Genomic DNA, 14,344 nt, shown 5'->3' with positions numbered 1-14,344 from the left:
TTCTCAATTTTTAGGTATATAGTTTCAAACTATATGTCTGCCTATCTAATAACAATTTGCGAAATCAAATAAAGTATGAGATACTATTACGGTATTATTTTCAAAGGAGAAAGAATTATGAAAATTAAAAAATTGCTCGGTGTAGCAGCTCTTGCTACAGTCGCAGGTTTGGCTCTTGCAGCTTGCGGAAATTCAGAAAAGAAAGCAGACAACGAAACAGTTGTCAAAATTGCAACAGTTAACCGTAGCGGTTCTGAAGAAGCGCGTTGGGATAAAATCCAAGAATTAGTTGAAAAAGATGGCATTAAATTGGAATTCACAGAGTTTACAGATTACTCACAACCAAACAAGGCAACTGCTGATGGTGAAGTAGATTTGAATGCTTTCCAACACTATAACTTCTTGAACAACTGGAACAAAGAAAACGGGAAAGACCTTGTAGCGATTGCAGATACCTACATCTCACCAATCCGCCTATACTCAGGTAAAAATGGGGAAGAAAACAAGTACACCAAAGTGGAAGAAATCCCAGATAACGGTGAAATCGCCGTACCAAACGATGCAACAAACGAAAGCCGTGCGCTTTACTTGCTTCAATCAGCTGGTTTGATTAAATTGGATGTTTCTGGAACTGCTCTTGCAACAGTTGCGAACATCACAGAAAATCCAAAGAACTTGAAAATTACTGAATTGGACGCTAGCCAAACAGCTCGTTCATTGTCATCAGTTGATGCTGCCGTTGTAAACAATACCTTCGTTACAGAAGCAAAATTGGACTACAAGAAAGCACTCTTCAAAGAACAAGCTGATGAAAATTCAAAACAATGGTACAACATTATCGTTGCGAAAAAAGATTGGGAATCATCACCTAAAGCTGATGCCATCAAGAAAATTATCGCGGCTTACCACACTGATGAAGTGAAAAAAGTTATCGAAGAAACATCAGATGGTTTGGACCAACCAGTTTGGTAATAAGACACAGGGAGGTGGGAGAGAGTTTCCACCTCTTACTTTTGTATAGAGAGTTGATTTTAAAGAGGCACTTGTGGTCGTTTTGAGGACGCAAGTACGTAGTAGAAAGAGAGAGAAAATGGTTTTTCCTAGCGAACAAGAGCAGATTGAAAAATTTGAGAAGGATCATGTGGCCCAACATTATTTTGAAGTCTTGCGCACCTTGATTTCCAAGAAATCAGTCTTTGCCCAACAGGTTGGACTCAAGGAGGTCGCAAACTATCTGGGTGAGATTTTCAAGCGTGTAGGGGCTGAAGTGGAGATTGATGAGAGCTATACGGCTCCCTTTGTCATGGCGCATTTCAAGAGTTCGCGTCCGGATGTCAAGACCTTGATCTTCTATAATCACTATGACACCGTGCCAGCGGATGGCGACCAGGTGTGGACAGAGGATCCTTTTACCCTTTCTGTGCGAAACGGCTTTATGTATGGACGAGGGGTTGACGACGACAAAGGTCATATCACAGCTCGTTTGAGTGCTCTGAGAAAGTATATGCAGCATCACGATGATCTGCCTGTCAATATCAGCTTTATCATGGAGGGAGCAGAGGAGTCTGCTTCCATGGATCTAGATAAGTATTTAGAGAAACACGCAGACAAACTTCGTGGGGCGGACTTGCTAGTCTGGGAGCAAGGGACCAAGAACGCCTTGGAACAGCTGGAAATCTCTGGCGGAAACAAAGGGATTGTGACCTTTGATGCTAAGGTGAAAAGTGCGGATGTGGATATCCACTCGAGTTATGGTGGTGTCGTGGAGTCAGCGCCGTGGTATCTTATCCAGGCCTTAAGTAGTCTGCGAGCTGCTGATGGACGTATCTTGGTAGAAGGCTTGTACGAGAATGTTCAAGAGCCAAATGAACGAGAACTAGCCTTGGTAGATACCTACGCCCAACGCAATCCTGAGGAAATCAGTCGCATTTATGGCTTGGAATTGCCTCTCTTACAAGAGGAACGTGCAGCCTTTCTAAAACGTTTCTTTTTTGAGCCAGCCCTTAATATCGAAGGGATTCAGTCAGGTTATCAAGGGCAAGGGGTTAAAACGATTTTGCCAGCAGAAGCCAGTGCCAAGTTAGAAGTTCGTTTGGTTCCTGGCCTAGAACCACATGATGTTCTGGAAAAAATTCGGAAACAGCTAGACAAAAATGGCTTTGATAAGGTAGAATTATACTATACCTTGGGAGAGATGAGCTATCGAAGCGATATGAGCGCGCCGGCCATTCTCAACGTAATCGAGTTGGCCAAGAAATTTTATCCACAGGGCGTTTCAGTCTTGCCGACCACAGCAGGAACAGGACCTATGCATACGGTCTTTGATGCCCTAGAGGTACCAATGGTGGCCTTCGGTCTAGGAAATGCCAATAGCCGAGACCATGGTGGAGATGAAAATGTGCGAATCGCCGATTACTACACCCATATTGAATTAGTAGAGGAGCTGATTAGAAGCTATGAGTAGAGATATTATCAAGTTAGATCAGATTGATGTGACTTTTCACCAAAAGAAGAGAACCATCACAGCGGTCAAGGATGTGACCATTCACATCCAAGAAGGGGATATTTACGGAATCGTTGGATATTCTGGAGCAGGGAAATCAACCCTTGTACGGGTGATTAACCTCTTGCAAAAACCATCTGCAGGGAAAATTACCATTGATGACGATGTGATTTTTGATGGTAAGGTCACTTTGACGGCGGAACAGTTACGTCGGAAACGTCAAGATATCGGGATGATTTTCCAACACTTTAATCTTATGAGCCAGAAAACGGCCGAGGAGAATGTGGCCTTTGCCCTTAAACATTCTGGACTCAGCAAGGAAGAAAAGAAAGCTAAAGTAGCCAAGTTGTTAGACTTGGTTGGCTTGGCGGATCGTGCTGAAAACTACCCTTCACAACTATCAGGAGGGCAAAAACAGCGTGTGGCCATTGCGCGTGCCTTGGCAAATGATCCAAAAATTTTGATTTCAGACGAGTCAACGTCTGCCCTCGACCCTAAGACAACTAAGCAGATTTTGGCCTTGTTGCAAGATTTGAACCAAAAATTAGGATTGACCGTTGTCTTGATTACGCATGAAATGCAGATTGTCAAAGATATTGCCAACCGTGTGGCAGTTATGCAGGATGGGCATTTGATTGAAGAGGGTAGTGTTCTTGAAATCTTCTCAGATCCTAAACAACCTTTGACCCAGGACTTTATCTCAACAGCTACAGGTATTGACGAAGCCATGGTCAAGATTGAGAAGCAAGAAATCGTAGAACATTTATCTGAGAACAGTATCTTAGTGCAGCTCAAGTATGCAGGGGCTTCGACAGACGAGCCACTTTTGAATGAATTGTACAAGCGTTACCAAGTAACGGCCAATATCCTCTATGGGAATATTGAAATCCTCGATGGCACTCCAGTCGGAGAATTGGTTGTGGTGCTGTCTGGTGAAAAAGAAGCACTAGCAGGCGCCCAAGAGGCTATCCGTCAAGCGGGTGTGCAGTTAAAAGTATTGAAGGGAGGACAGTAAAATGACAGACTTGATTCAAACTTACTTACCAAATGTCTATAAGATGGGCTGGTCTGGTCAGGCAGGCTGGGGAACAGCCATTTACCTTACTCTTTATATGACAGTTCTTTCCTTCATCATCGGAGGGTTCTTGGGGTTGGTAGCAGGTCTTTTCCTCGTCTTGACAGCGCCAGGCGGTGTCTTGGAAAATAAGGTTATCTTCTGGATTTTAGATAAGATTACCTCTATTTTCCGTGCGGTTCCTTTCATCATCCTCTTGGCAATCATGTCGCCACTGTCTCACTTGATCGTCAAGACTAGTATCGGGCCAAATGCAGCCCTTGTCCCCCTTTCTTTTGCAGTCTTTGCCTTCTTTGCCCGTCAGGTTCAGGTGGTCTTGGCTGAACTAGATGGTGGTGTCATTGAGGCGGCTCAAGCGAGCGGAGCGACATTCTGGGACATCGTGGGTGTTTACCTATCAGAAGGTCTTCCAGATTTGATTCGTGTGACGACTGTGACCTTGATTTCCCTTGTTGGGGAAACAGCTATGGCAGGAGCAGTTGGTGCTGGTGGTATCGGTAACGTAGCCATCGCTTATGGATTTAACCGTTACAATCACGATGTGACCATCTTGGCAACCATCATTATCATCTTGATTATCTTTACAATCCAGTTCTTGGGAGATTTCTTGACCAAGAAACTAAGTCATAAATAAAAAGAGCCGAAGGGCTCTTTTTTAGTGATTAGATCTTGTGTGTAAGCTTTTTACTAATGGTTTGCCCAACCACAGCCCCAATCAAGGCACCTAGGAGGATACTTGAAACAAAGAGAAGGATTTTGTCCAACTCTGGAGCGACCATGATACGGTTGATGTATTCTTGGGATTTCCCACGCGCAAGTAAGGTGGCCACGTAAGCTTTGGGACGGATCCACATGAGGAAGATAGGGCCACTTGTGCTAAAAGCAAAGACGAGGAAGGAGAGGGTGTTTTTGATACGGTCTTTGTAGTTTCCGAGACGAGCGATGGCATCTGCTGCAAGACCACAGGCGAGTCCTGGGAGAAAGGCACCAGCGCCATGTTTGCTAGTCAGGAAGAAAATTGCCATAAAAAGTCCTAGAGTGGTGATAGCGCCAAAACGAGGGACCTTCGTCAAAAGAAGCATGTAGACACTGCCACCGACAAGTGCAGAAAAGGCAGGTGCGTAGAACATATTGCCTGTTTGGTCGACCAGGTGTCCTAGGAAGACTCCAATCCCTACACAGAGAAAGTAGAGGACGGCGGCCAAGAGGGTGGTTAAGATATTTTTCTTCATGAGAATCTCCTTGATGCAAATTAACAAAACCAATTGTATCACGCTTTTTGAGGATTGTAAATGGGAGTTCTATATTTTTGAAAACGTTTGAAATATGATATAATAGTTACATCGTTAGTTTAAGGAGAGTGGCATGGGAAAATTTCTAGAATTCGTCTTTAATCGTATCTTTTTGGGAATGATTGCGACGGCTTATTTCTGGCTATTAACACTAGCAGGAGGAGTGGTCTTTGGTTTGGCCCCAGCTAGTGCAACTCTTATGAGTTTGTATGCGGAACATGGTTATACCTATCGAGCCTACCATTTGAAGGAAGCTTGGGAATTGTATAAGAGCAATTTTGTCAAGAGCAATCTGGCTTTCTATAGTTTTGTGTTTGTGGATCTTGTCCTAGTTTATGGTTTGTATCTTCTAGTTCAATTGCCCCACCAGACGATTTTCCACCTCTTGGCGACCTTTCTCAACGTCCTTGTAGTTGCTCTTGTCTTTCTAGCCTACACTGTGTCCTTGAAACTTCAGGTGTACTTTGATTTATCCTACCAAAACACCTTAAAACTGTCCCTTATCGGGATTTTTATGAGCTTACCTGCGATTGCCAAGGTTTTACTCGGGTCTGCTCTCCTTGTAGGAGTTGGTTATTATATGCCTGCCTTACTCTTTTTTGTAGGAATTGGAATGTGGCATTTCTTTATCAGTGATATGTTGGAACCTATTTATGAAAGTATCCATGAAAAATTGGCGACAAAATAGAATGAAGCAATTTTGGCTTCACTCTCTTTTACGGATTTATAGTTTGGTTATGATCGTGGTGATTGCCAGTTTTGCGATTATGCTATCGTATGCTGACTGGGATTCACGTGAGAAAGAGGCCCAACGGGTTGCAGAACGTGTGACCACTCGGACAGTGAGTGAAGTGGAATATTATCACAGAGAGTCAACCCAACTTGCCCAGTCTTTGGTTGAAAATCAGGCCCGTATCGAAGGGATTTACAAGTATTTCAGTCTTAGCACCCCAGACTATTTCTATTGGCAATTAGAGCGTAAAACTTCACCTTATATCTCGGTTTCCCTGTATGAAAATATTGATGACCTCTATGTTCGGAATGATTTTGTGACTGGAGTGGCTATTGTTCTTCAGGATTACAAGGAAGTGTATGTTTCGACTAGAGAGAAACGCAGTGGAGAGAAAATTTCTGCGGAGGGTTTTAAGCCGGCAGCCAATAGTTTTGCTATTCCCGTTTCCGATTCTGTGTCTGACAAGGATTTAGGAGTGATCTATATCTCCCTATCCCCAGATGTTTTACATGGCGCTATTGACAATACAAGGGGTCATATCCCGATGGCTGTAACAGTAACTTCGCCTTTTGAGACCGAGATGTTCCATATTGGGGAGAAGGTCTCAGCCGAGCGAGAAAACTGGTTTGTAGGTGTCACCTCTCACGGTTATCAGGTTCGAGTTGCTGTTCCTAAAAATTTTGTTCTTACAGGAACTTTGACGAGTTCAGCTGTCATTATTGGGCTAAGTATTCTCTTTATCATCATTTTGTACGTGACCCTTAGACAGACTTTTTCAAATTACCAAAATCAGGTTGTAGACCTAGTAGATTCGATCGAGGTGATTGCTCAAGGAGAAGAAGGCCTTCGAATCGATACCTCTGAAAAAGACCAAGAATTGCTTCTCATTGCAGAAACAACCAATGATATGTTGGATCGCCTGGAAAAAAATATCCACGATATCTATCAGCTAGAGCTCAGTCAAAAAGATGCCAATATGCGAGCTCTACAAGCTCAAATCAATCCTCACTTTATGTACAATACTCTGGAGTTTTTACGGATGTATGCGGTTATGGCGAGTCAGGATGAACTAGCAGATATTATCTATGAATTTAGTAGCTTGTTACGCAACAATATCTCCGACGAGCGGGAAACGACCTTGAAGCAGGAGTTGGAATTTTGCCGAAAATATAGCTATCTCTGTATGGTACGTTATCCTAAATCCATTGCCTATGGTTTCAAGATCGCACCAGAATTGGAAGAAATGAGGATTCCAAAATTTACACTCCAACCATTAGTAGAAAACTACTTTGCCCATGGTGTTGACCATCGCAGAACGGATAATGTCATCAGTATCAAAGTCTTGAAGGGCCAAGGCTTTGTTGAAATCCTAGTGGAAGACAATGGTCGGGGAATGTCCGCTGAGAAACTAGCTAGCTTGCAAGAAAAATTAGCTCAGAGAAGTTTTGAACACGAGGCAAGCTATAGTGGGGAGCGGCAATCAATTGGAATAGTAAATGTACACGAACGCTTTGTTCTCTACTTTGGGGATCGCTACCAAATCAGTGTAGAGTCAGCTGAGCAAGAAGGTGTTCGTTACCATATCATTATCCAGGATGAATAGAAAGGGTAGAAATGTATAAAGTTTTATTAGTAGACGATGAGTACATGGTGACAGAGGGGCTCAAGCGATTAATCCCCTTTGAAAAATGGGATATGCAAGTCGTCGCAACAGCTAATCACGCAGATGATGCTTTGGATTACGTCAAGAAAAATCCAGTAGATGTGGTCATTTCCGATGTCAACATGCCAGATAAGACCGGACTTGAGATGATTAAGGAAATGAAAGAGCTACTTCCAGATACCTATTATATCTTGCTGTCTGGTTATCAGGAGTTTGACTACGTCAAAAAAGCCATGAACCTTAGTGTCGTGGATTATCTGGTCAAGCCAGTAGACAAGGTGGAGTTGGGAAATTTATTAGAAAAGATTGCGCAGCAACTTCAGGAAAAGGTGGAGCAAAGTCAGACCCTCAGTCAAGAATTGGATGAGACAGGATTTACGAACTACCTGTCAGGTAAAGACAGCTGGTGGATTGGGCTTTCCAAGGAAAAGCAAGGTTCTTTCACCATTCCTTACTATGTTTTGGGGCAAGACTGGCAGATTTTCATCTCTGATCAACCGCTCGATGGCATCATCGTGACACCATTTGAAGCACCCTTCCAGCAGTCCTTTGAGAATTGGAAGATCAACGCTGAAAAAGCCCTTTTCTACGGCTCAGTCAATCTAGAAAAATCCGAGAGTTTGTTTGCTTATTACGAGCCGATTTATCGGGTGATTATCCAAGGGAATATCAATCAAATCATCGAAGAATTAACCCTGCTAGAGAAGGTTGTTTTGAAGAATACCCCGCGCGTGGCCATCACAAAGCAGCTCTTCACTCAGTTTGTCATGGATGTCTTTCATTTATTTGAACACCTAAAAGCAGATGATATGACCGAGATTGTCAAAGCTATCCATGCCATTAACACCTTTGAAGAATTGGTTGCCTATATCAAGGACACCTTGACCAAGTTCTTTGGCCAGTACCGCATGAATGAAAATGTGGTGAGTGTTCTGGAAGTGATTGGGCGTGATTACCAGAAAGAGCTCTCACTTAAGGACATCAGCAAGGATCTCTTTATCAATCCTGTCTATCTCGGTCAGCTAATCAAGAGAGAAACCAACTCAACCTTTGCGGAATTGCTCAATAAACAGCGAATAAAAGCAGCGCAGCAACTCTTACTTTCGACCAGTGATAGCATCGAAGATATTTGCTATGCAGTTGGCTATAGTAATGTTGGATATTTCTACAAGGTTTTCCGTAAATTGTGCGGAAAATCACCGAAAGCTTATCGCAAACAAGTTGAAACCAGCTTGTAAAAGTTGTATTCCTGTACAAAAAATGCTATAATGTTCAAAATATCTTATGGAGGAAAACATGAAAAAGAATCCTATTTATCTTTGGGTTTTGTTAGTCCTATCAGCCCTCATTTCATCTATGTCACTATTTGGAATCTTGAGTCCATTGCCAAGTAAAGATGCTCTTCGTGCTAGCCTGGCGAATAGTGGGTCCCTTACTGCTCAGCAAATAGAAGACACGGTTAACTATACTTACCAAGTAACAGCGTCATCGCACTCTATTTTTAATACGTTGTTGATTGTTTTATCTGCAATTTTAGTTGTAGTAGCCTTTGTATTTCTCCTACGTAAAAATGTGCAATTCGCAAACTATGCTTATATTGGCTATGTTCTACTAGCGATTGTTGGTTTGGTTTATAGCTATATGAACGTTCAAGATGCGGTTCAATTAATCAAAGATACTACTCTCGGCTTAGGAATGGGAGCATTAGCACAAGGAACGAATGTTTTGTTCATCATCATTAATGTCCTCTTTTTAGCCTTAGTCTTTTACAAGATGTGGCGCCAACAAAAAGATTTGGCCGAAGAAACCGAAGCAGAAGAAGTTGCCTAAGTATTGACAAAAAAGAACTATCAAGTTACAATCTTGGTAGTTCTTTTTAAATCGTAAACAAAAAATCGAGGTCAACATGAAAAAAATATCCTTAGTCTATATCAGTCTGAGTGGGAATACAGAAAGTTTTGTAACCCGACTCAAGGACTATCTCTTGTCCCAGTACGAAGGGATTGAGGTCCAAAAAATCCATATCAAGGATTTGGTCAAGGAAGCCCAAGAATTCTTTGAAATGGAGCATCCCTATGTCGCTTTCTTGCCGACCTATCTGGAAGGTGGAAATGGTGTCGATAACGGCGATGTTGAGATTCTTACGACTCCAGTGGGCGACTTTATCGCCTATGGAGACAATGCTAGTAAGTGTTTTGGGGTAGTGGGTTCCGGTAACCGCAATTTTAACAATCAATACTGCCTGACAGCCAAGCAGTATAGCCAGCGCTTTGGCTTCCCGGTCCTAGCAGACTTTGAAATGCGTGGCATGCTGGGAGATATTAAAAAGGTCGCAGCGATTATTGCGGATTTGTATGAGTTAGAAACAGAAAAATAAAGTAGTACTGAGGGGCAGTTGAGAATTTCAACTGCTTTTTGTGTATGCAAAAAGCACCCCGTAAGGGTGCCATTTATATACTATCCTGCTTTTCCGATGGCAAGTGCATAGATAAAGAAAATAGCAAAGCCAAAGAGGAAAATCAACCCTGCGATAGCGAGGAGTTTTAGCCAGGAAGGAAGATTTTTATTCTCACGTGTCACCAATACATAGTTCAAAAGAGCGAAGAATGGTGTTGTCAGGAAAGAACCGATCATGGCAAAGCGAAGCATGGTAGAAACTTGACCAGCAAAGAATTTGATGATGACGATACCAATGATAGCGGTAATGGTCATCCAGATGTTCAAAGATTTGCGAGAATCTTCTTTTTGACGAATCAAGAGTCGTAGCGATTCCTGATTGACACGAGAGTAGCCATCGATAACGGTGATGACTGTTCCAAAGATACAGAGAAAGGCGATAAAGGTAATCAAATAACGGGACCATTCTCCAAGAACAGAGGCATACATACCCACGAATTGAGAGATGTATTTGGCTGAAGCGGCCTCAACTGCTTGTCCTGTAGGATACTGAATGAGTGCTCCGAGTGCTACAAAGAATACAGCCAGGATAGCAGTTCCAATGTAACCAACGTTAAAGTCGAAAAGGGCGTCCTCTGTATTAAAGTTGACAGTCTTTTTCTTTTCAGCAGACCAGAGTGAGTTGATGGCTGAAATTTCAATAGGGGCAGGCATCCATCCTAGGAGGGAAACGATAAAAGGGAGGGCTGCCATTTGCCAAGGTGTCTTCTCGACAAAATCAGAGCTGTATTCTGGATGCTTAATTGCTGCAATGATAACTGCAAGAACAGTTGCAATAGTCAAAGCAGACATGATCCATTTTGCCATACCATCCAACAGTTTGTAGCCACCAAAGAGTAGCATGGCCCAAATGACTGCAACAAGGATGAGGGACCATTGAGTGATGCTAAGACCGATCATTGGAAAAGCGCTAGCGATGATGGCTGAGCAAAGGATAGCGACCCCGGCTGTGTTGACCATAGCAGAAAAGACATTGAGGATAAAGAAAATCCAGAGATAGAGTTTCCCTTTTTCAGCGTAGCCTTCGACCAAGGTTTTACCAGTATCAGCAGTATATTCTGCACCAAAACGGAAAAATGGATATTTAAAAACATTGGCCAAGATAACCAATAGGAGTAGTGACCAACCATAAGAACCACCAGCTTGAGTGGAGGATACGATGTGAGAACCTCCAACGGCGGCAGAAGCCATTAGGATACCTGGCCCCATTGCCTTTAGTTTGCTTGCCCAGGTTGACTGGTTTGATAAAGTAACTTGTGACATAATAGATGCTCCCGTTTTTGAATTTTCAGAATAATCTGAATAGGTAGCTTCTATTCTACAAAAAACTTAAAAGAAATGCAAGAATATTTTGAAAAAAGTTAGAAAATCCTGAAAAATTCACAAAAATCATATGAAAATAACTGTGACTGTTTCAAGGGGATGATGTTGACTAGGGTGAATAAAAAATCCGAGAAGCTTTCTTCTCGGATTTTGATTATTTCAATTGATCTGTAACGTCTTTTGAGAGCAACATTCCCAGATGGTAAGTTTTATTGATATGTGCAATGACATCATTGATATTTTCAGTCGTGTGAATTTTCTCTTTGATGTCAGACCTAAATGTCTCGTCCTTCAAGAGTTGCTCTTGGTAGAGTCTTTGAAGTCTTTCCTTCTCGTACTTATTGAGCAGAAAAAGGAAAACCAAGCTAAGTACAACGAGAATATAAGCATATTGGCTCATAAGGAATCTCCCAGTATGATAAAGAAATAGTAAAAGAGAATAAATTGTTTCATTGAACAGCTGCAACGCCGAACAAAATATAAATGTTATTTTGCCTCAATCTTTCAGATTGCTTTCAAGTAATTTAAAAGATTAGAACCTAAATCAAACTAAATCGATGTTATTTAGTTTGACAAGTTAGTGAAGCGCCTAACCAAATCCATGATAGGCTTTGACATTCGTTGCTTAGATTGCTTTGCAATCAAGTGATCTGAAAGATTACATACAATCAATATGATTTGATTGACCAATTTAGTGAGGTGTTTAGGCAAGTGTCTCTGGTTACGACGTAAAGAAACATAAATCGACAATATTTATGTTTCTTTACTAGTGAAGCACCAAGTCCAATCACCATAGTTACTTAGACTGCTTTACAATAAAGTGATTAAAAGATTACGACATGAGCCTAACCAAATCGATATTATTTGGTTAGGTGAATTAGTGAAGCAGTTAGCTAGTCCGCATATAGCGGCTAGCGTCTAACAATTAGGAACTTTAGTTCCAATTGTTAGTACTGAATCACATCTTCTCCGGCGCTTCTACTCCGAGCAAACGAAGAGCTTCTTTGAGAACGACTGCAGTTGCGTAGCTGAGGGCTAGACGGCTGTTCCGTTCAGGGCTTTCATCCAAGATGCGTGTATGTGCATAATATTTGTTAAAGGCTTGAGCCAAACTAATCGCAAATTTCGCAATGATAGAAGGTTCAAAGTTATCTGCTGCACGATTGATAATACGTGGAAAGTCTTGGAGTAGTTTTATGATTTCCCAGCTTTCAGCATCATTCAAGCTGTAGTTGCCAGCTGTATCTGGTTTGAAATCGGCTTTGCGCAAGATAGATTGGATACGAGCGTAGGCGTATTGAACGTAAGGTCCAGTTTCTCCTTCAAAGGATACCATAGCTTCAAGGTCGAAGTCATATCCATTTGTACGGTCGGTCTTAAGATCATAGAACTTGATAGCCCCAACTCCAACAGCATGGGCAACCTGGTCTTTATTTTCTAACTCAGGATTTTTCGCTTCGATTTGGGCCTTGGCACGACTAACAGCCTCAGCGATAGTCGGTTCTAGCAAGATGACATTTCCTTTACGAGTAGAGAGTTTTTTCCCTTCTTTTGTTACCAATCCAAACGGAACATGGACAATGTCTTGGCTCCAATCGTAGCCCATCTCTTGTAGTACTGCCTTGAGTTGTTTGAAGTGGGCAGATTGCTCTTGACCAACAACATAGATGGATTTTGCAAATTGGTATTCGTTTTTACGGTAAAGGGCTGCAGCTAAGTCACGTGTGATATAGAGAGTTGCACCATCAGATTTTTTGATAAGAGCTGGATGTTCAATTCCATATTTCTCAAGATTGACAACTTGGGCCCCTTCTGACTCAACAAGAAGTCCTTTTTCAGCGAGAATGTCTACAACAGCATCCATCTTATCATTGTAAAAGGCTTCTCCGTTGTAGCTGTCAAATTCGACTTGTAATTCATTGTAAAGGCGGTTGAATTCCACTAAACTTTCATCACGGAACCATTGCCAGAGAGCTAAGGCTTCCTCATCTCCATTTTCCAGTTTGCGGAACCATTCGCGTGCTTCTTCATCCAAGCTAGGGTCTTTTTCAGCTTCAGCATTGATGCGAACGTAGAGTTTAAGAAGTTCATCGATTGGATGCGCTTTAACGGCTTCCTCATTTCCCCATTTCTTGTAGGCAACGATCAACATTCCAAACTGTTTGCCCCAGTCTCCCAAATGGTTGACCTTGACCGTTTGATAGCCGATTTTTTGGAAAATATGTGACAAGCTATCTCCGATAACCGTTGAGCGCAGGTGACCAATAGAGAATGGTTTTGCGATATTTGGACTAGACATATCGATAACGACATTTTCTTGCTTGCCAATGGTTTGGTCAGCATAGTGATCTTTTTCAGTGATAACATCCTGTAATACCTGAGCCGAAATAGCAGATTTATCGAGGAAAAAGTTGACGTAAGGTCCAGTAGCGACAACCTTTTCAAAGGCTTGACTATTGATTTTTTCAGCAATATCTGCTGCAATCATTTGCGGAGCTTTACGCTCGACCTTTGCTAGAGAAAAGGCAGGGAAGGCGATGTCTCCCATTTCTGAGTTTTTAGGTGTTTCCAGTAAATTTAAAATAGCCTCTTGGTCCAGGCTATCAACGACGCTAGCCAACTCGCTAGCAATCAATTCTTTTGTATTCATAAGGGCTCCTTTTGGGCTTTTTTACTATTTTAACACAATTTACTACATTTTTTGAGAAAGAAAAGAATTTTTTTGAATTATCTATTTTTTTTGGTATAATGTAGTTATAAAATAAATGTAAAATTTGTTATAAATATTCACTCAAGAGGATAATATGAGAAAAAGAGAACGGCATCAATTGATTAAAAAGATGATCACCGAAGAAAAACTTGGGACACAAAAAGAGATTCAAGATCGTTTAGAAGCTCGTAATGTTTATGTGACACAAACGACTTTGTCACGTGATTTGCGTGAAATCGGCTTGACCAAGGTTAAGAAAAATGATATGGTGTATTATGTACTAGCAAATGAGACAGATAAGATTGATTTAGTTGAGTTTTTGTCTCATCATTTAGAAGGAGTTGCAAGAGCTGAATTCACCTTGGTACTTCATACCAAACTTGGGGAAGCTGCAGTCTTAGCAAACATTGTAGATGCAAACAAGGATGAATGGATTTTAGGAACGGTTGCTGGTGCTAATACCTTATTGGTTATTTGTCGAGACCAGCACGTTGCCAAGCTGATGGAAGATCGTTTGCTAGATTTGATGAAAGATAAATAAGGTCTTGGGAGGTGCTCTCAAGACTTATTTTTAGCAAGGAGAGACGG

14 protein-coding genes are annotated in these 14,344 nt (G+C 41.7%); 10 read left to right on the top strand and 4 right to left on the bottom strand.

Annotation, left to right across the window (positions count from 1 at the left end):
* Nucleotides 1–117: 117 nt before the first annotated feature.
* From SORDD25_RS07815 to SORDD25_RS07800, 4 genes are all read left to right on the top strand, one after another.
* Nucleotides 118–972: a MetQ/NlpA family ABC transporter substrate-binding protein gene (locus tag SORDD25_RS07815; RefSeq protein WP_061853244.1), complete on the top strand. Its 855-nt coding sequence runs from the start codon at nucleotides 118–120 to the stop codon at nucleotides 970–972.
* A gap of 118 nt (nucleotides 973–1,090) precedes the next feature.
* Nucleotides 1,091–2,464 (top strand): M20 family metallopeptidase, encoded by a 1,374-nt coding sequence (locus SORDD25_RS07810; protein ID WP_061853243.1) that lies wholly within the window; start codon nucleotides 1,091–1,093, stop codon nucleotides 2,462–2,464.
* On the top strand, nucleotides 2,457–3,518 hold the full coding sequence (locus SORDD25_RS07805; protein ID WP_061853242.1) for a methionine ABC transporter ATP-binding protein: 1,062 nt from the start codon (nucleotides 2,457–2,459) through the stop codon (nucleotides 3,516–3,518). Before SORDD25_RS07810 ends, SORDD25_RS07805 begins: the two co-directional genes overlap by 8 nt.
* 1 nt (nucleotide 3,519) lies before the next feature.
* Nucleotides 3,520–4,212: a methionine ABC transporter permease gene (locus tag SORDD25_RS07800; protein WP_049536857.1), complete on the top strand. Its 693-nt coding sequence runs from the start codon at nucleotides 3,520–3,522 to the stop codon at nucleotides 4,210–4,212.
* Between the two features lie 28 nt (nucleotides 4,213–4,240).
* Here SORDD25_RS07800 and SORDD25_RS07795 read toward each other — a convergent pair whose 3' ends face one another.
* On the bottom strand, nucleotides 4,241–4,810 hold the full coding sequence (locus SORDD25_RS07795) for an MptD family putative ECF transporter S component (protein WP_061853241.1): 570 nt from the start codon (nucleotides 4,808–4,810) through the stop codon (nucleotides 4,241–4,243).
* A 133-nt stretch (nucleotides 4,811–4,943) separates the two neighbouring features.
* Here SORDD25_RS07795 and SORDD25_RS07790 point away from each other — a divergent pair, with 133 nt between their 5' ends.
* The 5 genes from SORDD25_RS07790 to nrdI all read left to right on the top strand — a co-directional run bounded on the left by SORDD25_RS07790 (nucleotide 4,944) and on the right by nrdI (nucleotide 9,643).
* Complete coding sequence (locus tag SORDD25_RS07790; protein ID WP_000514460.1) at nucleotides 4,944–5,558, top strand: YesL family protein; 615 nt, start codon at nucleotides 4,944–4,946, stop codon at nucleotides 5,556–5,558.
* Entirely contained in the window at nucleotides 5,536–7,206 is a 1,671-nt protein-coding gene (locus SORDD25_RS07785; protein WP_081103679.1) for a sensor histidine kinase, read from the top strand. The genes SORDD25_RS07790 and SORDD25_RS07785 overlap by 23 nt, the downstream gene beginning before the upstream one ends.
* A gap of 11 nt (nucleotides 7,207–7,217) precedes the next feature.
* A complete protein-coding gene (locus tag SORDD25_RS07780; protein WP_061853240.1) occupies nucleotides 7,218–8,504 on the top strand; it encodes a response regulator transcription factor in 1,287 nt (428 codons plus the stop codon).
* Nucleotides 8,505–8,562: 58 nt separating this feature from the next.
* Complete coding sequence (locus SORDD25_RS07775) at nucleotides 8,563–9,096, top strand: ABC transporter permease (RefSeq protein WP_061853239.1); 534 nt, start codon at nucleotides 8,563–8,565, stop codon at nucleotides 9,094–9,096.
* Between the two features lie 76 nt (nucleotides 9,097–9,172).
* Complete coding sequence (gene nrdI / locus SORDD25_RS07770) at nucleotides 9,173–9,643, top strand: class Ib ribonucleoside-diphosphate reductase assembly flavoprotein NrdI (RefSeq protein ID WP_061853238.1); 471 nt, start codon at nucleotides 9,173–9,175, stop codon at nucleotides 9,641–9,643.
* 80 nt (nucleotides 9,644–9,723) lie between these two features.
* On the opposite strand, the gene SORDD25_RS07765 is transcribed toward nrdI, so the two are convergent.
* From SORDD25_RS07765 to argS, 3 genes are all read right to left on the bottom strand, one after another.
* The gene (locus tag SORDD25_RS07765; protein WP_061853237.1) at nucleotides 9,724–10,986 is read right to left on the bottom strand and encodes an NRAMP family divalent metal transporter; all 1,263 of its coding nucleotides are present in this window, start codon (nucleotides 10,984–10,986) and stop codon (nucleotides 9,724–9,726) included.
* Between the two features lie 214 nt (nucleotides 10,987–11,200).
* Nucleotides 11,201–11,446 carry a hypothetical protein gene (locus SORDD25_RS07760; RefSeq protein WP_000084865.1) on the bottom strand — a complete coding sequence of 82 codons (246 nt, stop codon included), beginning with the start codon at nucleotides 11,444–11,446 and terminating at the stop codon, nucleotides 11,201–11,203.
* Nucleotides 11,447–12,004: 558 nt separating this feature from the next.
* Nucleotides 12,005–13,696, bottom strand: a complete 1,692-nt coding sequence (argS, locus tag SORDD25_RS07755) for an arginine--tRNA ligase (protein WP_061853236.1) — start codon at nucleotides 13,694–13,696, stop codon at nucleotides 12,005–12,007.
* Between the two features lie 154 nt (nucleotides 13,697–13,850).
* On the opposite strand from argS, the gene argR reads away from it, so the two are divergent.
* Nucleotides 13,851–14,297 carry an arginine repressor gene (gene argR / locus SORDD25_RS07750; RefSeq protein ID WP_001231483.1) on the top strand — a complete coding sequence of 149 codons (447 nt, stop codon included), beginning with the start codon at nucleotides 13,851–13,853 and terminating at the stop codon, nucleotides 14,295–14,297.
* The last annotated feature ends 47 nt before the right edge of the window (nucleotides 14,298–14,344 follow it).

Origin of the sequence: Streptococcus oralis (assembly GCF_001579525.1) — a bacterium.
Classification (GTDB): Bacteria; Bacillota; Bacilli; order Lactobacillales; family Streptococcaceae; genus Streptococcus; species Streptococcus oralis_M.
The sequence above is the reverse complement of the archived record's forward strand: the minus strand, read 5'-3'. Positions and strand labels throughout refer to the sequence as shown.